22 protein-coding genes are annotated in these 24,600 nt (G+C 62.7%); 9 read left to right on the top strand and 13 right to left on the bottom strand.

Annotation, left to right across the window (positions count from 1 at the left end; genetic code table 11):
• Window positions 1-88: 88 nt before the first annotated feature.
• The 3 genes from ispH to rnhA are packed head-to-tail and all read left to right on the top strand — an operon-like array spanning window position 89 to window position 2,609.
• Window positions 89-1,099, top strand: a complete 1,011-nt coding sequence (ispH, locus tag AC0L2U_RS04845) for a 4-hydroxy-3-methylbut-2-enyl diphosphate reductase (RefSeq protein ID WP_023808604.1) — start codon at window positions 89-91, stop codon at window positions 1,097-1,099.
• Window positions 1,100-1,104: 5 nt separating this feature from the next.
• Window positions 1,105-2,067, top strand: a complete 963-nt coding sequence (locus AC0L2U_RS04840) for a homoserine kinase (RefSeq protein WP_128288851.1) — start codon at window positions 1,105-1,107, stop codon at window positions 2,065-2,067.
• Between the two features lie 11 nt (window positions 2,068-2,078).
• Window positions 2,079-2,609, top strand: coding sequence for a ribonuclease HI (gene rnhA / locus AC0L2U_RS04835; RefSeq protein ID WP_128288852.1), 531 nt, complete (start codon window positions 2,079-2,081; stop codon window positions 2,607-2,609).
• 134 nt (window positions 2,610-2,743) lie between these two features.
• Here rnhA and AC0L2U_RS04830 read toward each other — a convergent pair whose 3' ends face one another.
• From AC0L2U_RS04830 to AC0L2U_RS04820, 3 genes are all read right to left on the bottom strand, one after another.
• Window positions 2,744-3,220, bottom strand: coding sequence for a DUF2938 domain-containing protein (locus AC0L2U_RS04830; RefSeq protein ID WP_127398997.1), 477 nt, complete (start codon window positions 3,218-3,220; stop codon window positions 2,744-2,746).
• 75 nt (window positions 3,221-3,295) lie between these two features.
• A complete protein-coding gene (locus tag AC0L2U_RS04825; protein ID WP_127398996.1) occupies window positions 3,296-3,778 on the bottom strand; it encodes a peroxiredoxin in 483 nt (160 codons plus the stop codon).
• Between the two features lie 85 nt (window positions 3,779-3,863).
• The gene (locus tag AC0L2U_RS04820; protein ID WP_127398995.1) at window positions 3,864-4,670 is read right to left on the bottom strand and encodes a protein-disulfide reductase DsbD domain-containing protein; all 807 of its coding nucleotides are present in this window, start codon (window positions 4,668-4,670) and stop codon (window positions 3,864-3,866) included.
• Between the two features lie 170 nt (window positions 4,671-4,840).
• Between AC0L2U_RS04820 and AC0L2U_RS04815 the strand changes: the two genes are divergently transcribed.
• A complete protein-coding gene (locus AC0L2U_RS04815) occupies window positions 4,841-5,449 on the top strand; it encodes a YqgE/AlgH family protein (protein ID WP_023808594.1) in 609 nt (202 codons plus the stop codon).
• Window positions 5,450-5,610: 161 nt separating this feature from the next.
• Here the strand turns inward: AC0L2U_RS04815 and AC0L2U_RS04810 are convergent, their stop codons facing one another.
• The 4 genes from AC0L2U_RS04810 to thrC are packed head-to-tail and all read right to left on the bottom strand — an operon-like array spanning window position 5,611 to window position 11,819.
• Window positions 5,611-8,499, bottom strand: a complete 2,889-nt coding sequence (locus AC0L2U_RS04810) for an EAL domain-containing protein (protein WP_127810997.1) — start codon at window positions 8,497-8,499, stop codon at window positions 5,611-5,613.
• A 3-nt stretch (window positions 8,500-8,502) separates the two neighbouring features.
• Window positions 8,503-9,099, bottom strand: coding sequence for a GNAT family N-acetyltransferase (locus tag AC0L2U_RS04805; RefSeq protein WP_127268573.1), 597 nt, complete (start codon window positions 9,097-9,099; stop codon window positions 8,503-8,505).
• A gap of 15 nt (window positions 9,100-9,114) precedes the next feature.
• On the bottom strand, window positions 9,115-10,407 hold the full coding sequence (locus AC0L2U_RS04800) for a M16 family metallopeptidase (protein ID WP_127320877.1): 1,293 nt from the start codon (window positions 10,405-10,407) through the stop codon (window positions 9,115-9,117).
• 14 nt (window positions 10,408-10,421) lie between these two features.
• On the bottom strand, window positions 10,422-11,819 hold the full coding sequence (thrC, locus tag AC0L2U_RS04795) for a threonine synthase (protein WP_127395642.1): 1,398 nt from the start codon (window positions 11,817-11,819) through the stop codon (window positions 10,422-10,424).
• Between the two features lie 128 nt (window positions 11,820-11,947).
• Here thrC and AC0L2U_RS04790 point away from each other — a divergent pair, with 128 nt between their 5' ends.
• Complete coding sequence (locus tag AC0L2U_RS04790) at window positions 11,948-12,679, top strand: hypothetical protein (RefSeq protein WP_127395641.1); 732 nt, start codon at window positions 11,948-11,950, stop codon at window positions 12,677-12,679.
• A 42-nt stretch (window positions 12,680-12,721) separates the two neighbouring features.
• Here the strand turns inward: AC0L2U_RS04790 and AC0L2U_RS04785 are convergent, their stop codons facing one another.
• Window positions 12,722-13,408 (bottom strand): HAD family hydrolase, encoded by a 687-nt coding sequence (locus AC0L2U_RS04785; RefSeq protein WP_127268823.1) that lies wholly within the window; start codon window positions 13,406-13,408, stop codon window positions 12,722-12,724.
• Window positions 13,409-13,584: 176 nt separating this feature from the next.
• Here AC0L2U_RS04785 and AC0L2U_RS04780 point away from each other — a divergent pair, with 176 nt between their 5' ends.
• Window positions 13,585-14,718, top strand: a complete 1,134-nt coding sequence (locus AC0L2U_RS04780) for a site-specific DNA-methyltransferase (protein ID WP_127268824.1) — start codon at window positions 13,585-13,587, stop codon at window positions 14,716-14,718.
• Between the two features lie 65 nt (window positions 14,719-14,783).
• On the opposite strand, the gene AC0L2U_RS04775 is transcribed toward AC0L2U_RS04780, so the two are convergent.
• Together AC0L2U_RS04775 and mutY are read right to left on the bottom strand one after the other, a co-directional pair.
• Complete coding sequence (locus tag AC0L2U_RS04775) at window positions 14,784-15,395, bottom strand: HAD family hydrolase (RefSeq protein ID WP_127395640.1); 612 nt, start codon at window positions 15,393-15,395, stop codon at window positions 14,784-14,786.
• Window positions 15,388-16,560, bottom strand: coding sequence for an A/G-specific adenine glycosylase (gene mutY / locus AC0L2U_RS04770; protein ID WP_128288855.1), 1,173 nt, complete (start codon window positions 16,558-16,560; stop codon window positions 15,388-15,390). Before mutY ends, AC0L2U_RS04775 begins: the two co-directional genes overlap by 8 nt.
• A 53-nt stretch (window positions 16,561-16,613) precedes the next feature.
• Here mutY and AC0L2U_RS04765 point away from each other — a divergent pair, with 53 nt between their 5' ends.
• The 3 genes from AC0L2U_RS04765 (at window position 16,614) to smc (ending at window position 21,588) form a co-directional block, all read left to right on the top strand.
• Complete coding sequence (locus tag AC0L2U_RS04765; RefSeq protein ID WP_473601505.1) at window positions 16,614-17,114, top strand: DUF721 domain-containing protein; 501 nt, start codon at window positions 16,614-16,616, stop codon at window positions 17,112-17,114.
• 163 nt (window positions 17,115-17,277) lie between these two features.
• Complete coding sequence (locus AC0L2U_RS04760) at window positions 17,278-18,021, top strand: DsbA family protein (protein ID WP_127268828.1); 744 nt, start codon at window positions 17,278-17,280, stop codon at window positions 18,019-18,021.
• Between the two features lie 105 nt (window positions 18,022-18,126).
• Window positions 18,127-21,588: a chromosome segregation protein SMC gene (gene smc / locus AC0L2U_RS04755; RefSeq protein ID WP_473601504.1), complete on the top strand. Its 3,462-nt coding sequence runs from the start codon at window positions 18,127-18,129 to the stop codon at window positions 21,586-21,588.
• 232 nt (window positions 21,589-21,820) lie between these two features.
• Here smc and AC0L2U_RS04750 read toward each other — a convergent pair whose 3' ends face one another.
• From AC0L2U_RS04750 to AC0L2U_RS04740, 3 genes are all read right to left on the bottom strand, one after another.
• Window positions 21,821-22,036, bottom strand: coding sequence for a hypothetical protein (locus AC0L2U_RS04750; protein WP_127810992.1), 216 nt, complete (start codon window positions 22,034-22,036; stop codon window positions 21,821-21,823).
• A 183-nt stretch (window positions 22,037-22,219) separates the two neighbouring features.
• Window positions 22,220-22,588 (bottom strand): VanZ family protein, encoded by a 369-nt coding sequence (locus AC0L2U_RS04745; RefSeq protein ID WP_127810991.1) that lies wholly within the window; start codon window positions 22,586-22,588, stop codon window positions 22,220-22,222.
• 187 nt (window positions 22,589-22,775) lie between these two features.
• Window positions 22,776-23,978 (bottom strand): polysialyltransferase family glycosyltransferase, encoded by a 1,203-nt coding sequence (locus tag AC0L2U_RS04740; RefSeq protein WP_281061726.1) that lies wholly within the window; start codon window positions 23,976-23,978, stop codon window positions 22,776-22,778.
• Between the last annotated feature and the right edge of the window lie 622 nt (window positions 23,979-24,600).

Genomic DNA, 24,600 nt, shown 5'->3' with positions numbered 1-24,600 from the left:
ACGCGGCTGATGCCCCCTTTCAACCGATGCCCTTGACAGGGCAGGGGTGCGCACTTCATTTCGGCTTTGATCAACCGGCCCGGATTTAATGCTTCAGACAACCACTAAACCACCTCTGACGATCCGGCTCTGCCAGCCGCGCGGTTTCTGCGCCGGTGTCGACCGTGCCATCCAGATCGTCGTGCTGGCGCTGAAGAAATATGGCGCGCCGGTCTATGTCCGCCATGAGATCGTGCACAACCGCTACGTCGTCGAGGGGCTGCAAAGCCTTGGCGCCGTCTTCATCGAGGAACTCTCCGAGATACCGGCCGAGCATCGGCAGTCGCCCGTCGTGTTCTCGGCGCATGGCGTGCCGAAATCGGTGCCGGCGGATGCGAAGGCGCGCAATCTCTTCTATCTCGATGCCACCTGCCCGCTGGTGTCGAAGGTCCACAAGCAGGCGATGCGCCATCAGCGGCTCGGCCGCCATGTGCTGTTGATTGGTCACGCCGGTCATCCCGAAGTGATCGGCACCATGGGCCAACTGCCGGACGGAGCGGTGACGCTGATCGAAACCGAAGCCGATGCCGCAAAGCTCTCGCCCGCCGATCCGCAGGCGCTCGGCTTCGTTACCCAGACCACATTGTCTGTCGAGGACACCGCCGGCATCATCCGCGCCTTGCAGGATCGCTTTCCGGCGCTGCAGGCACCAGCGGCGGAATCGATCTGCTATGCCACCACCAACCGCCAGGAAGCAGTCAAGGACACCGCGCCGGGTGCCGATCTCTATCTGATCGTCGGCGCGCCGAATTCCTCCAATTCGCGACGACTTGTCGAAGTCGCGGAGCGTGCAGGCGCCACCATGTCGCTTCTCGTGCAGCGCGCCGCCGAGATTCCGTGGAATGACATCGGCAACATCTCGACGCTTGGCCTGTCGGCCGGCGCATCGGCGCCCGAAATCATCGTCGACGAGATCATCGACGCGTTCCGGCAACGCTTCGATGTCACGATCGACCTGGCCATCACGGCCACGGAAACGGAGGATTTTCCGGTCATGCGGGTATTGCGCGATGTCGAACTGACGCGGGCCGACATGGCCTTCGTCAATGGAGCCGCGTAAGCCACATGGCGGTATACACCGACGTTGCGGAAGGCGAACTCGGCGCATTCCTGAAGCACTATCCGGTCGGCGATCTCCTGTCCTACAAGGGCATCGCCGAAGGCACCGAGAACTCGAACTTTCTGCTGCACACCTCCAGCGGCTCCTACATCCTGACGCTCTATGAGAAGCGCGTCGAGAAGGCGGATTTGCCGTTTTTCCTCGGGCTGATGGGCCATCTCGCCAACAAGGGCGTGTCCTGCCCGCTGCCGGTGACCGCGCATGACGGCAGCGTCATCGGCACGCTCGCCGGCCGGCCGGCGGTCATCATCACCTTCCTGGAAGGGCTTTCGTTGCGGCGGCCCACAGCAACGCATTGTGCCGAGGTCGGCAAGGCATTGGCGCAATTGCATCTGGCCGGCGCCGATTTTTCGATGACGCGTCCGAATGCCCTGGCCATCGACGGCTGGCGCAAGCTCTGGGATGCAGCGCGCGATCGCGCAGACGAGGTCGAGCCGGGCCTAGCGGCCGAGGTCGATGCCGACTTTGCCGATTTCGAGCGCAACTGGCCGAAGGACCTTCCCAAAGGCATCATCCACGCCGATCTTTTCCCGGACAACGTTTTCTTCCTCGGCGAAAAACTGTCCGGCCTGATCGATTTCTATTTCGCCTGCGACGACCTCTACGCATACGATGTCGCCACCTGTCTCAACGCCTGGTGCTTCGAGAAGGATTTTTCCTTCAATCTCACCAAGGGCAAGGCGCTGCTCGCCGGCTACCAGAGCGTCCGGCCCCTGAGCGACCAGGAACAAGCTGCGCTGCCGGTGCTGGCGCGCGGTTCGGCGTTGCGCTTCATGCTGACCCGGCTGTACGACTGGTTGACCGTTCCCGATGGCGGGCTGGTGATGAAACGCGATCCGTCCGAATACATCAGAAGGATGCGGTTCCACCGGGCGATCAAATCTCCTTCGGAATATGGATTGGCCTGATATGGGGTATCATGAGCAAGCAGGTTGAGATCTTCACCGACGGCGCCTGTTCGGGCAATCCCGGCCCTGGCGGCTGGGGCGCGATCCTGCGCTTCAACGGCACCACCAAGGAGCTTTCCGGCGGGGAAGCCGAGACGACCAACAACCGCATGGAACTGTTGGCCGCCATTTCGGCGCTGAACGCGCTGAAGGAACCGTGCACGGTCGACCTTCACACCGACAGCAAATATGTCATGGACGGCATTTCCAAGTGGATCCACGGCTGGAAGAAGAACGGCTGGAAGACCGCCGACAAGAAGCCGGTGAAGAACGGTGAACTCTGGCAGGCGCTCGACGAGGCCAACAAGCGCCACAAGGTCACCTGGAACTGGGTCAAGGGCCATGACGGTCATGTCGAGAACGAGCGCGCCGACGAGCTTGCGCGCGAAGGCATGGCGCCGTTCAAGAAAGGTTCGTTCAAGCCTGCAGCAGCGGCAAAGCCTGCTGCGCCGGCCAAACAACCGGCAATCGCGAAAGTGCGGCGCTCTACCCAGAGCTATTGAATTTCCGGAGCGGCGTGGCTCTCAGGTACGAAGAAGCGGATCAGCCGGCGGGGGTGGCAACTACTACGATATCGGCGCGCACCGCGTTATCTACTGCTGGCTGCCGATCGACTGGCCAGCGCAGTTGTAGACCCTTATCGGATCAGCAGCGCCGTGCCCCAAAGCCCAAGTGCGAACACCGTGTGCGACACCAGGTTCAGCGCCCGGATCTGCATCGGATTTGGCCGCTTCGAGGCCGCCCAGCCGGCGCCCATGCCGGGTGCCAGCAGGAACCAGCCGGCGCCGACGGTGACGATGCCGAGGATGAAGGCCGGCAGGAATGTCGGCGCGGCAAGCCAACTCGCTCCGGCCAGCACCACCAGGATGATGCCGTAGGCGATGCCGACAAAATAGTGAAAGGCCCAACCCAGCGCCTTTTCATGCGCGTAAGATGTGGCATCGCCGATATCGTCGTGGAAGACCTTGTCGCGGAGATGCCAGACCCAGCGACCGACCGGCCCCCAGTTCGGCCGTGGCTGGCCGAACGCCTTGTGCAGGAAGATGGCCCAGAGATCCATCAGGACGGTGGCGCCGATGCCGATCGCGATAGCGCGCCAGAACATGTCAAACATCGCTAGAATCCCCCCAAACGCAAGCCCTGGGCTACAAGCGCGATCGTCGTTCCACACCCGACGCCGCGCTGAACTTCAGAGCTGTCCCAGAATATGAGCCGCGCCGGACTCGTCGACACCAGGCTTGGTCTCGACATTGAGCGCGGTGACCTTGCCGTCGTCGACGATCATCGAAAACCGCTTCGAACGCAGCCCCATGCCGCTGGCGGAAAGGTCATTGTCGAGGCCTACCGCCTTGGCGAAATCGCCACTGCCGTCGGCGAGGAACATGATCTTGCCCTCACCGCCGGTGAAGTGCGCCCAGGCGCCCATGACATGGACGTCGTTGACCGAAACGACGGCGATGGTGTCGACGCCGCGCGCCAGGATGGCATCGTGGTTTTCGAGATAACCCGGCAAATGGTTGTTGCTGCAGGTCGGGGTGAAGGCGCCGGGAACCCCAAACAGCACGACCTTCTTGCCCGAGAAAATCTCGGCCCCGGTGATCGGCTTGGCGCCATCGGCGGTCATCGTCTTGAAGGTCACGTCAGGCAGCTTGTCGCCAACGGAAATGGTCATGGATTCCTCGCTTGGGAAAATGGGGAAGGACGTGTCTTTGCCTAGCGAACCCAACGGCTTCCTGCAACCGTTGGGGTGGGCTGGATCAAGGGAAAGGCAGAACCCCTTCGACCGCGCCCGCCGAACTCGTCAGCGTATAGTGAAGCCCGCCATCGGTCGGCGTCGTCGAGGGGCGATCGAGGATCGGCACGGTGAAAATCAGCTTGCCGTCTTTTTCGCGGCGCGCAGGGGTACCGAACATGTAGTCCCGCTCGCCGGCCACGAAGAAATCCGCCGCCTCCGGATCGCCGGGAAAGCTCGCCTCGACAATCAGCGTCTCGTGGTCGCCCGGCAGCACATTGATGCCGAAATCGGACCTCGCGGGCGCTGGTAGCGCCGCGAAACTCGCCTTCACCAGCGCTGCGTCCTCGGCATTGTCCGGATCGGAGGCGGGGTCGACGGTCAGCCGCGTCTGCACCGGAATGCAGATCGTTTCGCAGATGCCGAGAAAGATGTCGGCATCGATCAACGCCGGCTGGTTCGGCGCCGCCAGCGTGAATGTCACCGGCAGAGAAACCGGATAGTTGTAGCCTGCCCATTTGCCATAGCCGTCGTCATGGCGCTGCGGCGCCGGAAACGATAGCGCTGCGTCGGCGATGTTGGTGCTGGCTGAAATGTCGAGCTGCGGCGGCACGCCCGCGTCGCCCGGATCGCGCCAATATGTCTTCCAGCCGGGCTTGAGCGCTATGTCGAGAACGCCCTGGATGCGGCCGGTGTCGTCGGCTTTGCCTGATGTCACCAGCCGGACCTTGCCGCCTTCGCTGTTGTACCACGCCGATGAGGAGGCGGCGGCGGGAAGAGCGGTTGCCGATCCGATGGCGGCGCCGAGCAGCAGGATTTTCAAGCTTCGCATGGCGGTGATTTGATCGTCCGTTCGTGGCCGCGCAATGATTTCATGGCCTTGCCGGTATCATATTTGCGTGACTTCGAGGGAGAAGAATGTTCGAGCCGCCGCCACAGGCTTTGGTCGAATCCAGCACGGCGCATCTTTTCGGCGCTTTGGAAACGCGTTACGCTCCCTTCATGGACTTGTTGCGCCACAAGAAGACGGTCGCCAGCCGCGGCTTTCTCGACGATCAGTTCCTGATTGCCATGCCCGGCATGAAGGACGACCGTTTCACGCGCTCGGTCATCTATGTCTGCGCACATTCCGATGAAGGGGCCATGGGGCTGATCATCAACCAGACGCAGCAGATGCTGTTTCCGGATCTGCTCGTGCAACTGGGCATCATGAACGAGCAGGAGGCGATCCGATTGCCGGCGCAGGCCCGCGATTTCGTCGTGCGCAATGGCGGACCCGTGGATCGCAGCCGGGGCTTCGTCCTGCATTCGGGAGACTATCGGGTGGAATCGTCGCTGACCGTTTCCGACGACATCTGCCTGACGGCGACCGTCGACATATTGCGCGCCATATCGTCCGGCCGCGGGCCTCGTCATGCGCTGATGGCGCTCGGCTATTCCGGCTGGGGCGCCGGCCAGCTGGAGACCGAGATCGCCGAAAATGGCTGGCTGACCTGTCCGGCCAATGCCGAGCTTCTGTTCGACACCGATATCGAGCGCAAATACGACCGGATCCTCGCCTCGATCGGTATCGACCTTGCGCATCTCAGCCTGGCGGCCGGACACGCCTAAACCCCATCAGCCTCATCGCGGAGCCCGTTTCGAAACTCGCTCTGGAGAGTCATATGGTGGTGTTTTCGAGAACCGGAGCGCAGCGGACATTCGGGTCCGTGCACCGGAAGCGCAGAAAACGCCGTCAGATGGCCGCCAGAGTAGAGTTTCCAAACGGGCTCTCACGCTTGCGTCAGCGGATACTGCTCTTTTAGCGTCTTCAGCACCTGGTCGCCCGGCATCGGGGCGCCGAACATGAAGCTCTGCACATATTCGCAGCCCATCTGACGCAATTCCAGCGCATCGCTCTCGTCCGAAATGCCTTCGGCGACGACGGACAGACCGAGCTCATGCGCCATGTTGACCATCGACTTCAGCAGCACCGCGCGCTTGGGCGTGTTGTCGTCGACGAAGCTCTTGTCGATCTTGATGGTGTCGAAGGGGAAACGCGTCAGGTAGGCCAGTGAGGAGTAGCCGGTGCCGAAATCGTCCAGCGACAGGCCGATGCCGAGTTGCTTCAGCTTGGTCAGCACATGCGCGGTCTGCTCGGGATTGTCCATGACAAGCGATTCGGTGAGCTCCAGCCGGAAGCAGCGCGGCTTCAGATTGGCCCGCGCGATGACCGAGCGGACGTCGCTGACCAAGTCGCGGCGGATCAGCTGGCGGCTGGACAAATTGACCGAGACCGACAGCGGCGCGTCACCGATCTGTTTTTGCCAGCTGGCGAGATCTTCCGCCGCCTGCTGCATGGCAAACAGGCCGAGCTGCACGATAAGCCCGCAGCTTTCGGCGACCGGGATGAAATCCGCCGGCGGGATCATGCCGCGGCGCGGGTGGTCCCAGCGCAGCAGCGCCTCGAAGCCGGCGACGCTGCCGTCCTCGAGGCGCACGATCGGCTGGTAGGCAAGCGTGAATTCGCGCCGTTCGATGGCGCGGCGCAGGTCGGATTCGAACTGCAGCCTGTCGGTGCCGACAGTGCGGAAAGCCGGACGGAACGGCTCGATCCTGTCGCCGCCGAAGCGCTTGGCCTGGTGCATGGCAAGCTCGGCATCCTTGACCATGTCCTCGGCCGACATCTGCGGCGAATTCCAGGTGATCAGTCCGATCGACGCGGTCAGCACGATCTCGCGCTTGGCAAAGGTGATCGGGTTGTTGATGGCATGCTTGATTGCATCAGCGACCGCAGCGATGCGGGCCGGGTCCTGTTCGGACAGCAGCATCAAAGCGAACTGATCGCCGGCAAAGCGCGACAGCGAATCCTTCGGCTTGAGCAACCGGTGCAGGCGGCGCGCGATGGTCAAGAGGATGGTGTCGCCGGCCGAGATGCCGAGCCCGTCATTGACCTGTTTGAAACGGTCGATGTCGATGACGAAGACGGTCGGCCGCACCTTCTCTTCGGTGCGCGCGATCGAGATGATCGCTTCCAGCCGGTTCATCAAAAGTTCGCGGTTTGGCAGGCCGGTCAGATTGTCGTGCACGGCGTCGTGCAGCAGCCTTTCCTCGGACTTTTTCTGCTCGGTCACGTCGACCATGGTGCCGACGCAGCGGATGACTTCGCCGTCCGAGCCGATGACCGGGCGTGCGCGCAGTGAAAACCAGTGATAGTGGCCGTCGGCGCCGCGCAGGCGGAAATTCTGCGACACCCGGCCGCGCCGGTGTTCGAGCACCACGTCGAGCGTCGTGCGGAACGTGTCGCGGTCGTCGGCATGCAGCACCGGCAGCCAGTTGCGGGCCGCGCCGCCAAGGCTGTTCGGTGCCAGGCCGAGCTGGATGCTGACATCGGGCTTGGTGACGACGCGGTCGCGCAGCACATCCCAGTCCCAGACCGTGTCGCCCGATCCGGCCACCGCCAGCGCCTGCCGCTCAAGGTCGGAGAACAGGCCCTGGTGCAGGGCGCCGCCGGCAAAGGCGTGCTGCATCACTGTGAAGCCGATCAGAAGGATGATCAGGATCAGCCCGCCGCCCAGGGCCGGCTGGGCAATGTCGTTGTCGAGCATGCCGGTGATCGCCATCCACGATCCGCATAGCCACAACAGCACCATGACCCAACTGGGCACCAGCATGATGGCACGGTCGTAGCCGCGTATGCCGAGGAAGATGATCAGGCCAAGCCCGGTCAGTGCGGTTGCGGCGAAGGACAGCCTGGCGATGCCGGCGGCAACCGCCGGATCGACGATCGCGACCCCGGCGATCAGCACCAGTCCGAGAATCCAGACCAGCGCGCCGTAACTGAAATGGCCGTGCCATCGGTTGAGGTTGAGATAGGCGAACAGGAACACCACGAAGGTTCCAGCCAGCGCCACCTCCGTTCCCGCCCGCCACATCTGCTCATTGCCGGGCGAGATCTCGATGACCTTGTTGAGGAAGCCGAAATCGACACAGATATAGGCCAGTACCGCCCAGGCAAGGGCGGCGGTCGCGGGGAACATCGAGGTCCCCTTGACCACGAAAAGAATGGTGAGGAACAGCGCCAGCAAGCCTGCGATACCGATGACGATGCCGCGAAACAGCGTGTAGGAATTGACCGAGTCCTTGTAGGATTCCGGATCCCAGAGGTAGACCTGCGGCAGCTTAGGCGAGGCCAGTTCGGCGATGAAGGTGATCACCGTGCCGGGGTTCAGCGTCACCCGGAAAACGTCGGCATCGGGGCTGGTCTGGCGGTCGAGCGCGAAGCCTTCGCTGGGCGTGATGGCGGCGATGCGGGTCGAGCCGAGATCCGGCCAGAAGATGCCGGAGTTTACCAGGCGGAAATGCGGTGCGACGATCAGCCGGTCGAGTTGCTGGTCGGTGGTGTTGGCGAGCGCGAACACCGCCCAGTCGCCGGTCGAACGTGCATCATTGGCCTCGACCTCGATGCGCCGCACGATACCGTCCGGACCCGGCGCGGTCGACACCTGGAAATTCTCACCCTGGTTCCGGTAGATCTCGACGGCGCCGGAAAGGTCGAGCGCGACGTCGTCGCGGGCGATCTTGATCGGCTCCACGGCGAAGGCCGACGATGCCGCCCACAGCGTCAGGAGTGTCGCGAGGACAAAGGCGAACAGCGGCCCGTTTCGCAGGAAATTCGTCAAAAATCAGTCCTTCGTTCCAACGCCCGGCGGATCGTCCGCGATCCGGGCGTAGAGGTAGTGGTCCTGCCAGATGCCGTTGATCCTGAGATAGGATCGCAGCAGTCCTTCGCGCCGAAATCCGGCTTTTTCAAGCACGCGGATCGACCTGATATTGTCGGGAATACAGGCCGCTTCGATCCGGTGCAACCTCAGCGTATCGAAGGCGAAGCGGGCCACCACCTTGACCGCGTCGGTCATCAGGCCGCGGCCGCCGAAGCGCTCGCCGATCCAGTAGCCGACATGGCCGCTTTGCGAGACGCCATGGCGTATGTTGCCGAGCGTGATGCCGCCAGCAAGCTTGCCGCTGCTCTTCTCGAAGATGAAGAAGGCGATTGCGGTTCCTTGCGCATAATCTTCGCGGTAGCGGCTGATGCGCAGCCGCCATGCGTTGCGGTCGAGTTCATCGGGAGTCCAGCGTGGCTCCCAGGGTTCGAGGAAGGCGCGGCTTTCGCCGCGCACCACCGCCCACTCGCGGTAGTCGTTGGTGAACGGCACGCGCAGCGTGACGCGGTCGCCTTTCAGCGCCGGCAGGTCGCGGCGAAAGAAAGGGAGCGCGAACACGACGCTTCGAGGGGCTTAGACGGCGAGCTTACGGGCCGTGGTCTGCGTGCCTGCGAGCGATTCGAGGATCGCCTCGTATGGCGCCAGCGTACCCACAGGCCCGACAGCGGTAAGCGTCGGCTTGGTCGAGAACAATCGCGACGACAGGTCGGTCAGCCGCTCGATCGTCAGCGCCGACAGCCGTTCCATCAGTTCCTCCTTGGCGATCGGCCGGCCGAACAGAAGCAACTGCCGTGCGATCTGCGAAGCGCGGCTGGCCGGGCTTTCGGCTGACATGATCAGTCCGGCGCGATATTGGGCGCGCGCCCGGTCGAGTTCTTCCTGCAGGATTTTCTCGCCGGCCTTCTGCAGTTCGTCGATGATGACAGGCACCAGTTCGGCGATGTCGCTCTGGCCGGTCGCGGCATGGACGCCGAAGACGCCGGTGTCGGAAAAGCCCCAATGGAAGGCATAGACCGAATAACACAGGCCGCGCTTCTCGCGGACCTCCTGGAACAGGCGCGACGACATGCCACCGCCGAGGATCATCGAGAGCACCTGCGAGGCATAGAAGTCGCGCACATGATAGGCCCGGCCTTCGAACCCCAGCACGATCTGCGCGTCCATCAGGTCGCGGTCCTCGCGAAAATCGCCGCCGACATATTGCGCATATTGCGGGATGGTGCTGTCGGCCTTGCTGCGGAAGCCGCCGAGTTGCTTTTCGACCTCGCGCACGAAATTGTCATGCTTGATGTCGCCGGCGGCGACAATCACCATGCGCTCGGCGCCATATTGCCGCTCGATGAAGTCGTGGAGTTGCTTGGAGGTGAAGGATTTGACCGTTTCGGGCGTGCCGAGAATGGAGCGCCCAATCGTCTGATGGCGATAGGCGGTTTCCGTGAAGCGGTCGAAGACGATGTCGTCGGGGGTGTCGTGCGCGGCGCCGATCTCCTGCAGGATCACATGCTGTTCGCGCTCGAGTTCCTGCGGGTCGAATTCGGACTCCTGCAGGATGTCGGCAAGAATGTCGACGGCCAGCGGCACGTCGTCGGAGAGCACCCTGGCATAGTAGGAAGTGGTTTCGACGCTGGTGGCGGCGTTGATCTCGCCGCCGACGTCCTCGATCTCCGAGGCGATTTCGAAGGCGCTCCGCCTTTTCGTGCCCTTGAACGCCATGTGCTCGAGCAGATGGGCCATGCCATGCTCGTCCTCACGTTCATTGCGGGCACCCGACTTGACCCAGGCACCAAGGGCAACCGATTCGATGCTTTGAAGGGTTTCGGTGGCGACTGTCAGGCCGTTCGACAGACGGCTTACCTCAACACCCATATGGCTAGTACTCCTTAACGCGCCGCCCGCGCGCGGCGGCCGACATAATCTTCCACCATTTTCAGGTCGGAGGGAAGTACCGTGTATTTTTCCTCCGATGTCATCAACCCACCTAGCCACGCGGGCAGTGCGGGCGACACGCCGCTGGCGGCTTCGACGGCGGCCGGGAATTTTGCCGGGTGTGCGGTACCCAGCACCACCATCGGGACGGCGCCTGACGCCTTGCCCGCAGCGACATGCACAGCTGCCGCGGTGTGCGGATCGAGCAGATAGTTGCTGGCCGCGAGCGTCGAGCGGATGGTGGCGGCGACCTCGTCCATATCAGCCCGGCCGGCGTCGAATTCCGACCGCATCCCGGCGATTTGCTGGGGTTCGATGGTGAAAGCGCCGGACTGCTTCAGACCGTCCATGTAGCGCCGCACGGTCGCCGCGTCACGGCCGGAGGCTTCGAACAGCAGGCGTTCGAAATTGGACGACACCTGGATATCCATCGACGGCGACGTGGTCGCAAAGACGCCCTTGGTGCGGTATTCGCCGGTCGAAAAGGTGCGCGCCAGAATGTCGTTGTCATTGGTGGCGATGACCAGCCGCTCGATCGGCAGTCCCATCTTCTTGGCGGCGTAGCCGGCGAAGATATCGCCGAAATTGCCGGTCGGCACGGTGAAGGAGACCGGCCTGTCCGGTGCGCCGAGCGACAGCGCCGAGGAGAAATAATAGACGATCTGGGCCATGATGCGGGCCCAATTGATCGAATTGACGCCCGAAAGCGCAACCCGGTCGCGAAAGCCGTGATCGTTGAACATGTCCTTGAGCAGGCCCTGGCAATCGTCGAAATTGCCTTCGATCGCCAACGCATGGACGTTTGCAGCCGTCGACGTCGTCATCTGCCGCTGCTGCACCGGCGAGACGCGGCCATGCGGGAAAAGGATGAAGATGTCGGTCCGGCTGCGACCGGCAAAGGCATCGATGGCCGCCCCGCCGGTATCGCCCGAGGTCGCCCCGACGATGGTGGCGTGCTGGTCGCGTTCGGTAAGCACATGGTCCATCAGCCGGGCCAGAAGCTGCATTGCCACGTCCTTGAAGGCGAGCGTCGGCCCGTGGAAGAGTTCCAGGATGAAGGTGTTGGGGCCTGTCTGCACCAGCGGGCAGACGGCCTCGTGGCGGAAGGTGGCATAGGCTTCGCGCACCAGCCGCTCGAAAACAGGGGCCGGAATTTCGTCGCCAAGGAACGGCGACAGCACGCGGATCGCAAGGTCGGGATAGGCAAGGCCGCGCATGGCGCGGATCTCGGCGGCGGAAAACTGTGGCCACTCGCGCGGCACGTAGAGCCCGCCGTCGCGCGCCAGCCCGGCCAGCACGGCGTCGGAAAATCCAAGAACGGGGGCTTCCCCGCGGGTACTCACATAGTGCATGTCACAATTCCGTTACTGCTTGGCTTTTCCATCCACCGCAAGGTGGTTAATTTCTGCGCTGGCTCAGTCGCATTTTTGCCGCGCGGTTGATATACGTCACCAGCTTTGCGAGAGGGAAGTGCAGTTTCATGGCGTTTCGTACATTCAGTGGTCGCTTTTTGGCGGGTCTTGCGCTCACCGGCTTTATGCTTGCCGCCGCCGGCTGCCAATCGGGCGACAATGGCATCCTGAACCTCGGCATAGGCAAGAAGGAGGACCCGACGGCGCCACCGCCGCCCCAGGATCCCAAGATACTGGCCAGCCAGTTGCAGGCCTATTGCCCTCGGGTGACGGTGCGCGACGGCACGGCTTTCTTCAATACCTATTCCAAGGAAGCTCAGAAGCCCAAGCCCAGGATCAAGAAGACCGGCGACGCCGCGCAGGATGCCGCGGCCCAGGCCGACGCTGACGCCGCTGCTGCAACTCCGCCCGACGAATCGGCCAACATCATCTACCAGGCATCGGTCAGCGACGTGACACGCGACTGCAGCCGTGCCAACGGCCAGTTGACGATGAAGATCGCGGTCGCCGGCAAGATTGTCCCCGGACCGAAGTTTTCTCCAGGCACCATCACCATGCCGATCCGAACGGCTGTGATGCATGGCACCGAGGTCCTCTACTCGCAGCTCCACCAGTATCAGGTCCAGGTCACCGATCCTTCGGTTGCCACGCAGTTCGTCTTCACCGATTCCAATGTCGTCGTGCCCGAGCCGACGGCGCAGGATTATCAGGCCTTTGCCGGCTATGACGAAACCGCGCATCAGGCAACGGCCGACAAGCCGAAGAAGACCCGCCGCAAGAGGGCTGCCGCGACGAACTAGGTCTCGGCAGTTGCATGAGGGGTGCGTCGCGGCGCACGCTTCTCAGGCGTCCGACCACTCCGACAGCGCCGCGATCACGCTTTTCAACTCCGCCCAGCGGCGGATCACCGTTTCGGCGCCGGCCTCGGTGAGCGCGTCGGCATGGCCGGGATAGCTGTGGGCGGCTCCGGTGAAGCCGATCACCCGCATGCCCGCCGCCCTTGCGCCGTGGACGCCGTGCACGGAATCCTCGATGACGAAAGTGTTCGCCGGGTTGGCGTTGAGTTTCTCCGCCGCGAACAGGAACACGTCCGGCGCCGGTTTCGTTTTCCCGGTCGGTGTTTCCATCGCCGAAAAAATCCGGTCGGCGAAAAACGGCAAAAGATGCACCTTCTCCAGCATGAATTCGATCCGCTCGGAGCGTGAATTCGAGCAGACGCAGCGCGGCACGGTTACCGCGGCAACGGCCTCGCGCGCGCCATCGATGGCGCGGACGTCGCTGCGCAGTTTGCGGTCGACCAATTGTTCCTCCCTGTCGATCAGAGAGGCCTGGAAGGGGATGCGGGACTTTTCCTCGACCCGCAGCATGATGTCCTTGAAGGTCAGGCCGGCATAGCTCTCCGAAATCTCCTCAGCCGATATCTCGTATCCTGCCAAGGTCAAAAGCTCGGCGTCGACACGGGCGGCGATGATCTCGGAATCGACGAGCACGCCGTCGCAATCGAAGATGACAAGGTCTGGCTGGGGCATGGTGATCCGGACAATGGGAGGGCGAAGCGGCCTCGGAAGGCTCAGGCGGCGCGGCATACACCAACAGGGCCGCCTTCGCAAATTCGCCCCACCCGTGCCTTGGCCTTCACGGAATATTTACGCTGATCGGTAACCATAACCAGGAGTAAACAGTAACGCGTGCCCTGGGTGTCAGAATGTCTGCCGTGCGTCTTCTCGACGAGCTATCCCACGCCCCCCAGCAATCCGAATGGCTGGACACGATCCTCAAGGGCGACTGCGTCGCCGCGCTCGACCGGCTGCCCGAAAAATCGATCGACGTCATCTTCGCCGATCCGCCCTACAATCTGCAGCTCGACGGCGACCTGCACCGCCCCGACCAGTCGAAGGTCGACGCCGTCGATGACGAATGGGACCAGTTCGAGAGTTTCGAGGCCTATGACGCTTTCACGCGGGCCTGGCTGCTGGCGGCGCGCCGGGTGCTGAAACCCAACGGCACCATCTGGGTCATCGGCTCCTATCACAACATCTTCCGTGTCGGCGCCAAGATGCAGGATCTCGGCTTCTGGATCCTCAACGACGTCGTCTGGCGCAAGACCAACCCGATGCCGAATTTCCGCGGCCGCCGCTTCCAGAACGCGCATGAGACGATGATCTGGGCTACGCGCGACCAGAAGGGCAAGGGGTACACTTTCAACTACGAAGCGATGAAGGCGTCCAACGACGACATCCAGATGCGCTCCGACTGGCTGTTTCCGATCTGCACCGGCGGCGAGCGGCTGAAGAACGACAATGGCGACAAGCTGCATCCGACGCAGAAGCCGGAAGCGCTGCTTGCCCGCATCATGATGGCCTCGACCAAACCTGGCGACATCGTGCTTGATCCCTTTTTCGGCTCAGGCACCACGGGCGCGGTGGCCAAGCGTCTCGGCCGCCATTTCGTCGGCATCGAACGCGAGCAGGCCTATATCGACGCCGCCAACGAGCGCATCGACGCGGTGCGGCCACTGGATGGCGCCGATCTCACCGTGCTGACCGGCAAGCGGGCCGAACCGCGCGTTGCTTTCGTCAGCCTGATCGACACCGGCCTGATGATGCCGGGTGCGACGCTCTACGACGCCAAGAAGCGCTGGGCCGCCAAGGTGCGCGCCGACGGTACGGTGGCGATCGGCGACAGCGCCGGTTCGATCCACAAGATCGGCGCCGAAGTGCAGGGGCTGGATGCCTGCAACGGCTGGACCTTCTGGCATTATGAGCGCAGCGGTGGCCTGACCCCGATCGACGAGCTTCGCCGCATCGCGCGGCTCGGCATGGAGCGGGCAGGGGCCTGAACCCCTGCCAATTGCTTCGAATGCCGTTGATTCAAAGCTCTACGGATCGCGCGAAGTGATTCAAATCAAGCCTTGATTCCGAGACGTTCGAGGTCTGCTTGAAGCGTCTCTGCATCGGTGAACAGCACCGACTGCCAGCCGGCCGCCTTGGCGCCGTCGACATTCTTCTGGCTGTCGTCGATGAACAGTGTGGCTGACGGTTCGAGGTCGAACGCGGCGACGTGGTGATCGTAGATGCCGCGATCCGGCTTGATCATGCCGATTTCGCCCGAGATGGTGACGCCGCGTGGACGATTGAGGAAATCGAAGCGCTCGCGGGCTTCGGCCAGCGTGTCGCTGGCGAAGTTGGTCAGCATGGTCACGTCGTGGCCGCTCTCGATCAGACCGACCATGATGGCGACACTGTCGTCATAGGCATGTGGAACCATCTCGTGCCAGTGGCGGCGGAACCCGCGGATGTTTTCCGCGTGATCGGGATGGTCCGCGATCAGCAGCGCCTCGGCCTCTTCCCAGGTCCGGCCGCGATCCTGCTCGATGTTCCAATCATGCGTGCAGACATTGTCGAAAAACCACTTTCTCTCTTCGGCATCCGGAATGAGGCGGCTGAACGGAATGTTGGGATCGTAGTGGATCAGCACTCTGCCGATGTCGAAAACGATGTGGCGTATTTCAGTCATGGGGCCTCTTTGCACTGTGTGGCGACGGCTTTTTCGTCGCGCCGGGTATCGCAGCCTCGATTGCCTTTTTCATGACAGTCGGCAGCGCCTCGCCGGAAATCTCGTGAGCGAGCGACCAGAAATGCCCGTCTGGCGCATCACCTTTGATGTGAGCGTGAAAGACTTCGAGTTCGAGAGCGAAATGCGTGAAGACATGCGCAATGCGGCCCGCATGCCGCCAGTCGGCGGGAAACGGCGCGGCCGCTTCCGTGGTTGCCCCATCGATCCGCGCGGTCCAACCCGTCGTCGGCACCTCGGTCATGCCGCCGAGCAAACCCTTCTCCGCCCGTTTGCGCAGAAGGATGGCGCCGTCGGCCCGCACGGCGACAAAGGCCGCGCCGTGCCGCTGCGGCTTGTCGGCCTTGGGCAGGCGCACCGGGAAGTGCTCGGGATCGCCTGAAACGACCGCGCTGCAGTCTTCGCGCAGCGGGCACAGCATGCAGCGCGGCCGGCGTGGCGTGCAGATGGTGGCGCCGAGATCCATCATCGCCTGGGCGAAGTCGCCAGGCCTTGTCCCGGGCACCATGCGATCGACATGGGCACGGATTTCGGGCTTGGCTTCGCTCAGCGGGGTTGCGATCGAAAACAGCCGGGAAATGACGCGTTCGACATTGCCGTCGACAACGGCGGCGGGACGGTCGAAGGCAATCGCCGTGATGGCCGCCGACGTATAGGCGCCGATGCCTGGCAGTTCTCTCAAAGCCGTTTCCGTGTCGGGAAACCGGCCGCCACGCGCGGCCACAAGATCGGCACAGGCCTTGAGATTGCGGGCGCGGGAGTAATAGCCGAGCCCGGCCCAGGCCTTCATCACATCCTCCGCCGGCGCCGCGGCCAGCGCCCCGACATCGGGCCATTTCTCGACGAAAATCCGGAAATAGGCCTTCACCGCTTCGACGGTGGTCTGCTGCAGCATGACCTCGGAGAGCCAGATACGGTAGGGATCAGGCCGCACGCCGCGCGCATGCTCACGAGGCGTGATGCGCCACGGCAATTCACGGTGATGCGCGTCGTACCAGCCTAGCAGGCGGGACGCGATATGCCCGGATGCAGCTCTGCTGCTATCCCCGGATGCGGCTTTGCCACTATCCCAGGATACGGTCTTGCGGGTCTGGTCTGCTGGTGCCATTGATCTGTATCGGCCTGGCCGGTATCTGCTGGGGTCTTGGCTGGAGGACGTACATGGCAGGCAGAACGCCCTACGGCAATCCCGTCCCGGTCAGCGATCTCGCGACCAGGATCCTCGATCCGGTGCTGCGCAAGCGGGCTGGCATTTCGATCGGCCTCGTCCAGTCATGGGACGAGATCGCCGGCCCGCGGCTGGCCAGCCATTCGCGCCCCGAAAAAATCCAATGGCCGCGCCGTATGCATGAGGACGATCCGTTCGAGCCGGCCGTGCTGGTCATTGCCTGCGAAGGCATGGCGGCACTTCATATGCAGCACGAGACGGGCGAGATCATCAACCGGGTCAACGCCTTCCTCGGCTTCACCGCCATCAATCGCATCAGGATCCTGCAGAAGCCGGTGACAACCGACAAAGGAAGGCGCAAACCGGCCCTGAGGCCGCTGACGGCGGCTGAGAAGACGAAATTGTCGGGAACTGTCGGCCTCGTCGACAATGATGAACTGCGCGCCTCGCTGGAGAAACTTGGCGCGACCATTATCGGGGAGAGAAAATCATAGGCGTCTTGAAGAAAGTCATGGATTCGTCGTCAATATCTCGCATTCGTGATCGCCCTTGTCAGGTTTCCCGATTGGATTGGGGATCGAGATGCCTTAATTCGCGCCAACTCTCGCCTTTTCGTGTCTTTGCATTGCAAAATCCAACCCTTGTCAGGTGATTCGTATGAACCGTCCCCCGTTTGGCCAAAGCTTGTCTCGCAGAAACGTCCTGTCTTCGCTGGCCGCCATTCCGGCGGTGGCCCTGCTCGCCGCCTGCAGCGACTCTGGCGAGGAGGCGAAGGCCGCGGATGTGAAGCCTGCGGCCCCGGCCGCCCCCGCGACGCCGGCCACGCCGGCCGCCGCCACCGCGCCGGAAGCCCAGGGCACCGTGGACATGGCGGAACTGATGAAGCCGGGTGCGCTGCCCGACAAACAGCTTGGCAAGGACGACGCCAAGGTCACCATCGTCGAATACGCCTCGATGACCTGCCCGCACTGCGCGCATTTCGCCGAGACCACCTTTCCGGACCTGAAGACCAAGTACATCGACACCGGCAAGGCGCGCTACATCCTGCGCGAATTCCCGTTCGATCCGAGTGCCGAAGCCGGTTTTATGCTGGCGCGCTGCGCCAAGGACAACTACTACCCTATGGTCGACGTCCTGTTCAGGCAGCAGGCGAACTGGGCTGGCGTTCAGAACACCAAGGATGCACTGCTGCAAATCTCGAAGCTCGCCGGTTTTACACAGGAGTCCTTCGAGGCCTGCTTGACGGACCAGAAACTTCTGGACGATGTGAGATCGGTCCAGAAGCGTGGCGCCAATGAATTCAAGGTCGACTCGACACCGACCTTCTTCATCAACGGTAAGACCTACAAGGGGGCGATGTCGATTGAGGAAATGTCGGCCATCATCGACCCTCTGCTCTGACGTCCAGTCAGCCCTGAGGCGGCGGCGCTTCGGCGTGCGCGGCTTCCGGTCGTGCCGCGAATTCTCATCGCAAAACCACGGTAATCCGCTTAGTGGGCGGCGCGAATGAAGTTTTCGCGCCTTCGCCTCCTCGGTTTCAAGTCCTTCGTCGAGCCCGGCGAGTTCGTCATCGAACGCGGACTGACCGGCATTGTCGGGCCGAACGGCTGCGGGAAGTCGAACCTTGTCGAGGCGCTGCGCTGGGTGATGGGCGAAAGCTCCTACAAGAACATGCGCGCGTCCGGCATGGACGACGTCATCTTTTCCGGCTCGGGCACGCGCCCGGCACGCAACACCGCCGAAGTCACGCTTTTCCTCGACAACAGTGACCGCTCGGCGCCCGCTGCGTTCAACGATGCCGACGAACTGCAGGTGTCGCGCCGCATCGAGCGTGAGGCCGGCTCGCTTTACCGTATCAACGGCAAGGAGGCCCGCGCCAAGGACGTGCAGCTTCTGTTCGCCGACCAGTCGACCGGCGCGCGTTCGCCGTCGATGGTCGGTCAGGGCCGCATCGGCGAACTGATCCAGGCCAAGCCGCAGGCACGCCGCGCGCTGCTCGAAGAGGCAGCAGGCATTTCCGGCCTGCACACCCGCCGCCACGAGGCAGAACTGCGGCTGAAGGCGGCCGAGCAGAACCTCGAACGACTGGACGACGTCGTCGGCGAGCTGGAAAGCCAGATCGAAAGCCTGAAGCGCCAGGCGCGCCAGGCCTCCCGCTTCAAGAACCTGTCGGCCGATATCCGCAAGGCCGAAGCGACGCTCTTGCATCTGCGCTGGACACTGGCCAAGACCCAGGAAGGCGAGGCGCGTTCGGCGCTGGCGGTTGCGACAGCCCTTGTCGGCGACCGCGCCGCGGCCCAGATGGCCGCCGCCAGGGAGCAAGGTATCGGCGCTCACCGGTTGCCGGATTTGCGCGACGCGGAAGCCGCCGCCGCCGCTGCCTTCCAGCGCTTGTCGATCGCCAAGTCGCAGATCGAGGAGGAAGCCGGCCGTATCCGCGCCCGCCAGAGCGAACTCGAGCGCCGGCTACAGCAGCTCGACGGCGATATCGCGCGTGAAGAGCGCATGGTCCGCGACAATGCGGACATTCTCGAGCGCCTTCGCACCGAAGAGGCAGCACTCAATTCGGAAAATGCCGGCGCCGCCGAACGCGAAGCCACCACCCGTGCGGCGTTCGAACAGGCGGCGTCGACGCTTTCGCAAAGCGAAGCCAAGCTCGCCGCGCTGACAGCCGAACGGGCCGAGGCTGCCGCCTCGCGCAACCAGATCGAACGGACGCTGCGCGACACCGCCGAACGCCGCGACCGCTTCGCGCGCCAGCTTGCCGATGTCGACCGGGAATTGTCTGAGATACTCTCCAAGGTCGCTGGCCTGCCCGATCCGGCCGAGAAGCGGGTGCTGGTCGAACAGGCCATGGCGCTGCTGGAGGAGGCCGAGGCTGCCGTGTCCGAGGCCGAGCAGTCTGTCATCGATGCCCGCGCCACGGAAAGTTCTGCCCGGCCACCGCTTCAGGATGCCAGGGCCGAGCTGGCGCGGATCGAAACCGAAGCGCGCACGCTGGCCAAAATCCTGGATGCAGCCAGCGGCGATCTCTTCCCGGCCGTGCTGGAGCAGATCAGCGTCGATCGCGGTTTCGAAACGGCGCTGGGTGCGGCCCTTGGCGAAGACCTCGACGTGCCGCTTGACCGCAGCGCGCCGGTGCATTGGGGCGAAAGCGCGATCCAGCCCGGCGACGCGGCTCTGCCGGAAGGCGTTAAAAGCCTGGCCAGCGTGGTCCACGCGCCGGCACAGCTCGCCCGCCGCCTGGCGCAGATCGGTATCGTCGATGCCGCCGGCGACGGCCGCCGGTTGCAGTCGCTGCTTGCTCCCGGCCAGCGGCTGGTCAGCCGTGAAGGCGCGCTCTGGCGCTGGGATGGCTTTACCGCAAGCGCCGATGCGCCGACCGCCGCAGCACAACGGCTGGCGCAGAAGAACCGGCTGGCTGAGCTCGATGCCGAGGCGATACAAGCGACGCTCGTCCTGCGCCAGGCCGAGGATGCGCTGGGAGAGGCTGAACAGGCGCTCCGCCTGGCAAGCGAGGCCGAGCGCAACACGCGCCAGGCCGGTCGTGACGCTCAGCATCGGCTGGACGCTGCCCGCAATGCGCTGGCCGAGGCCGAAAGGGCCGGCGGCGAATTGCAGAGCCGGCGCGCCGCACTCGATGAAGCGCGCGCCCGCATCGTCGACAGCCATGAGGAGATTTCGGCCGCCTTCGCCGAGGCGGAAATGCTGCTGCAGGACGCGCCCGATCTTGGCGATCTGCAATTGCAGCTCGAACAGTCCTCGGCCAATGTCGCCCGCGACCGCGCCGCGCTTGCCGATGCGCGCGCGGTGCATGAGGGGCTGCGGCGCGAAGCCGAGGCGCGCGCGCGCCGGCTCGATGCCATTGGCGCCGAGCGCAGCAATTGGCTGGAGCGGGCCGAAAACGCCTCGACGCAGATCGCATCGCTCGGCGAACGCAAGGCCGAGGCCGAGGCCGAACGCGAGCGGCTGGCCGATGCTCCCGATGAAATCGACGCCAAGCGGCGTGCCTTGCTGTCGCAGCTCACCGAGGCCGAGAGCTTGCGCAAGGCGGCGGCCGACCGTCTGCAGGAAGCGGAGAACCGGCAATCCGAACTGGACAAGGCCGCCACCGGCGCCATCCAGTTCCTGGCCGAGGCGCGCGAGACCCGCGTTCGCGCCGAGGAGCGGCTGACCGCGGCCGACGAGCGCCGGCTGGAGATCGAGGCGCGCATCCAGGAAACGCTGAACACGCCGCCGCATCTGGTCATCCGCCACACCGGTCTGGAGGCCGACAGCCCGATGCCTGAGATGGCCGAGATCGAGCGTCAACTCGACAGGCTGAAGATCGAGCGCGAACGGCTCGGCGCCGTCAACCTGCGCGCCGAGGAGGAGCAGAAGGAGCTATCCGACCGGCTGGAGGCGATCGTCTCCGAGCGCGAGGACATCATTGAGGCGATCCGCAAGCTCAGGCAGGCGATCCAGAGCCTCAACCGCGAAGGCCGCGAGCGGTTGCTGGCCGCCTTCGAGGTCGTCAACGGCCATTTCCAGCGGCTGTTCTCGCATCTGTTCGGCGGCGGCACGGCGGAATTGCAGTTGATCGAATCCGACGATCCGCTCGAGGCTGGCCTCGAAATTCTTGCCCGCCCGCCCGGCAAGAAGCCGCAGACCATGACGCTGCTGTCCGGCGGCGAGCAGGCGTTGACGGCGATGTCGCTGATCTTCGCGGTGTTCCTGACCAATCCGGCGCCGATCTGCGTGCTCGACGAAGTCGACGCGCCGCTCGACGACCACAATGTCGAACGCTTCTGCAATCTCATGGACGAGATGGCGGCCACCACCGAGACGCGTTTCGTCATCATCACCCACAATCCCATCACCATGGCGCGCATGAACCGGCTGTTCGGCGTGACCATGGCCGAGCAGGGCGTCAGCCAACTGGTGTCGGTGGACCTGCAGGCGGCCGAGGCGATGCGCGAGGCAAGCTGACCCAGGTCGCGCTGGGAAAAGTGTGCAAGCGGTTTTCGCCCGGCAAAAAAATGTCAGGGCCGCGGACTGTGCCTGTGCGAATGATGCTTGGCCGAGGACCAGACGAAATAGAGCGATCCCAGTTTCAGCACAGGCACCCTGCGATCCCGCTCGCGATCACGCAGTTCGCGGTAGGTCTTCACCTTCAGTGTGCCCCCGGCAATCTGATTCGCAAAGCCATGATGCATAGAGCTTACGTGCTTTCTCCAGTCGACGGAATGTTCATTTCAAGCTCCTCGTTAGTATTCGAGCTCTTGGAGGGTCGATCGGGAATTGTACTGGGCCACCAGATGACGAAATATTTGCCAAACTGCCAGGCCGGGACTTCGCCCTTGTGCTCCCGTCGCCGCAACTCATGACGTTGCTTGACCTTCAACACACCACCCGGAAGCCTGATCTTGATCGTCATCGTCCCTCAATACTGATGGCGCGCTTCCTGGGTGCCGCGCCCGAAGCTTCATCTGTCCGGCCAAGGTAGAAAAAACCGCCCACTCTCGGATCGGACCGTTGCAATCCGATTTCGCCGAGTCAATGGAGCCGGGGGCGAACTCCTCTGGCTATCGGCCCCGTGCACAAAGGCTTGAGAACAGGCTCAACCTCTGCGCCGCAAGATCCAGTTCACACAGATCACGGCCACGAGGCCACACGCGATGCCGACGCAATCGGCAACCCAGTCGGACACGTCCAGATCACGTCGTATCAGCGCCGTGCCCTGGAGGACCTCGATCGCCGCTCCAACAACTGCAAGGAAGACGATCAGCCTGACCTTGCGATCAGGCCAGCCGAGCCCTCCAAGGAAAGTCATGACGGCAAAGGCGCTGGCGTGATTCAGCTTGTCGTAATGGAAACCGATATCGATCCCGTACTCCTCGAGTCCGGGTATAGGCACCAGTGCAAGGACAAGAACAGCGACAAGCGTGCTGAAAAAAGCAATCCGTTCGGCGGCTGGATGAAGTCTCATTCTGCTCCAATCTGTGCCTGCCCGCCGCGAAGGTCGAAACCAGCTCGGTATTGGCGGTTCAGGCTGAAACTCAGATCGACGGCGTTGTCTTTCAAAGCCGCAATTTTTGCTTGAGCCTTTTCAGCCAGGTCTGTTCCGCCTCATCCTGGTCTTGATGCGCCGGGACGTAGCGCGGCGTTGCCGCCGTTCAACGGATTCCCGTCTGCGTCTCGTTCAAAGAGTGGAGTGCTGAAAAGGGCTCCGCATAGGCTTTCACCATTTCGCTCATTAGAATATCCGCGCCAGTCATCAGGGGGATCAAGGTTTCCGCAAATGTGTATGTTTTGATGCCGTAAAGCCACTTCAGGTAGAGAAGGGCAGCTGACGTGCCGGAGACGCACCCAACAATGTTCATCCGGGATACGACAAGCTCTATCGGATATATGTGCGGAAGGTTCGCCTCCATGATCCTGGTGCTGGCGTCGGCCGTCACATTGCCGATGGTATCCAGCAATTCGGGGAAGAAGGGCGTGCTTATTCTGGGATGTTCCTTCCAGACGACGTCGTATCCTCTCTCAACGATCTGCTCCGCAATGCGTCTATAGATCGCCGCCTCTTGCGCGTACGACATTATGCCGTTTCGCGACAATGCCTGGCCGAGCAGCAGGATCCGTGGGTTGGCTGACGCACGGCAATGTTCATTGCCGTCGGAAAGCGCATCCCTGCAGGCTTCATCTATTACGTCGCGCATCAGCGAAGCGCCGACCTGGAATCTTGGTACGTTCTCCAGAGCATCGTGAATGGGGATTTCGTGGAGCAAAGAATAAAACTTTGTCACCCGTCTCAGATGGTGTCTTTCTATCTTGTCGGCCGCTTTCCTCAGTCGGAACGCCGGTGAAATTGTAGAGAGTCCTGCAATCAAGGCTCCGGTGATGCGCCGTCTAAACCTGGTGCCTGGCGGCCGTGACATGGTTGATATTTCGAATGGAAGGTATGACGTCAAGCCATCCTCATACAAAACGATCTTGGCTTCTGGGTATGAGTCCAGCAGTATTTTTTCCGATGGCCGGTTAACGAAGCAGGCCCAGATTTCAACCGCGGAACTCGCGTCGATGCCAATTGTGTCTCGGATCAGACGATGAATCCGGAAAATTTGCAGTTGCCCATATTTACGCTCGGACGTCAGAAGGTCGTATGCCCATATGACCCGTTTCCAAGTCCATACTGTAGACGCAAGTTCAGCAAGACCGGTCTTGAAATGCTCGGAAACGCCGGCCGTTTCATAGAGCAGAAGGTAATCCTCATGCTCCTCATCCGCCGGGGAGCTTCCATCCATTGTTGACTGGCGAAGAGAAGCAACCAGGCTGAGCAATTGCCAGCTGCCAAAGACGCAGCATATTCGAACTGGCAATTTAAGGTCTCCAGATAGGATGGAAATAACGCCGCATGTTCCGCGATCTCAACCGCAAAATTGCTTCATGTCCGAAGACCGTGTGTGGCTCGGGGCGTTTCGCCAGCTTCATAATACTGCCTGTCGTGTCGACCGGAAATATCTTGCAGATATTGGCGTCCAACGCCCGAGACAGGCTGGAGTTCCGCGCAATAAGCAGGCGAATTCAGTTCAATTGAGCGGCAGAGACCTGTTGAGATCCGGCATAAACATCAGGCGGCGGCAGACCGCTCATGCGGCTCGATCTTGCCGCTTCGGTTCCTGTCGGCACCAAGAGCGCGAATTCTCCCGGTTTTCGGGAAGGTCGTTGCCCGGGAAAGCGGGTTTCACTTCCATCAGTCAAAAGTAAGCTCCAGCCATGAACCGGAGCTTGATGATGACAGAGGCGGAAACCAGAATGTTTCACACGCTTGATGTGCCAGCCGGTCCGGTGCGCTGGCCCGGGATTCCGGCCGACCTGCCAAGGTATGGCGCGTGTGGCCGCACCTGCGCATCATGCCCGATGCGAAGCCCGCACTGCTCCTCGAACGCCCTTGATGCCGAAGCTTCGGCGCAACTTTCCCGGTGAGCAGGCGATGGGCGG

This window comes from Mesorhizobium sp. WSM4808 (genome assembly GCF_055811675.1).
The sequence above is the reverse complement of the archived record's forward strand: the minus strand, read 5'-3'. Positions and strand labels throughout refer to the sequence as shown.

Excerpts from the sequence above, each read along its gene's own strand:
- ispH (WP_023808604.1), top strand. The coding sequence starts at position 89 with ATGCTTCAGACAACCACTAAACCACCTCTGACGATCCGGCTCTGCCAG.
- AC0L2U_RS04840 (WP_128288851.1), top strand. The coding sequence starts at position 1,105 with ATGGCGGTATACACCGACGTTGCGGAAGGCGAACTCGGCGCATTCCTG.
- rnhA (WP_128288852.1), top strand. The coding sequence starts at position 2,079 with ATGAGCAAGCAGGTTGAGATCTTCACCGACGGCGCCTGTTCGGGCAAT.
- AC0L2U_RS04830 (WP_127398997.1), bottom strand. The coding sequence starts at position 3,220 with ATGTTTGACATGTTCTGGCGCGCTATCGCGATCGGCATCGGCGCCACC.
- AC0L2U_RS04825 (WP_127398996.1), bottom strand. The coding sequence starts at position 3,778 with ATGACCATTTCCGTTGGCGACAAGCTGCCTGACGTGACCTTCAAGACG.
- AC0L2U_RS04820 (WP_127398995.1), bottom strand. The coding sequence starts at position 4,670 with ATGCGAAGCTTGAAAATCCTGCTGCTCGGCGCCGCCATCGGATCGGCA.
- AC0L2U_RS04815 (WP_023808594.1), top strand. The coding sequence starts at position 4,841 with ATGGACTTGTTGCGCCACAAGAAGACGGTCGCCAGCCGCGGCTTTCTC.
- AC0L2U_RS04800 (WP_127320877.1), bottom strand. The coding sequence starts at position 10,407 with ATGGGTGTTGAGGTAAGCCGTCTGTCGAACGGCCTGACAGTCGCCACC.
- thrC (WP_127395642.1), bottom strand. The coding sequence starts at position 11,819 with ATGCACTATGTGAGTACCCGCGGGGAAGCCCCCGTTCTTGGATTTTCC.
- AC0L2U_RS04790 (WP_127395641.1), top strand. The coding sequence starts at position 11,948 with ATGGCGTTTCGTACATTCAGTGGTCGCTTTTTGGCGGGTCTTGCGCTC.
- AC0L2U_RS04785 (WP_127268823.1), bottom strand. The coding sequence starts at position 13,408 with ATGCCCCAGCCAGACCTTGTCATCTTCGATTGCGACGGCGTGCTCGTC.
- AC0L2U_RS04780 (WP_127268824.1), top strand. The coding sequence starts at position 13,585 with ATGTCTGCCGTGCGTCTTCTCGACGAGCTATCCCACGCCCCCCAGCAA.
- AC0L2U_RS04775 (WP_127395640.1), bottom strand. The coding sequence starts at position 15,395 with ATGACTGAAATACGCCACATCGTTTTCGACATCGGCAGAGTGCTGATC.
- mutY (WP_128288855.1), bottom strand. The coding sequence starts at position 16,560 with ATGGCACCAGCAGACCAGACCCGCAAGACCGTATCCTGGGATAGTGGC.
- AC0L2U_RS04765 (WP_473601505.1), top strand. The coding sequence starts at position 16,614 with ATGGCAGGCAGAACGCCCTACGGCAATCCCGTCCCGGTCAGCGATCTC.
- AC0L2U_RS04760 (WP_127268828.1), top strand. The coding sequence starts at position 17,278 with ATGAACCGTCCCCCGTTTGGCCAAAGCTTGTCTCGCAGAAACGTCCTG.
- smc (WP_473601504.1), top strand. The coding sequence starts at position 18,127 with ATGAAGTTTTCGCGCCTTCGCCTCCTCGGTTTCAAGTCCTTCGTCGAG.
- AC0L2U_RS04750 (WP_127810992.1), bottom strand. The coding sequence starts at position 22,036 with ATGACGATCAAGATCAGGCTTCCGGGTGGTGTGTTGAAGGTCAAGCAA.
- AC0L2U_RS04745 (WP_127810991.1), bottom strand. The coding sequence starts at position 22,588 with ATGAGACTTCATCCAGCCGCCGAACGGATTGCTTTTTTCAGCACGCTT.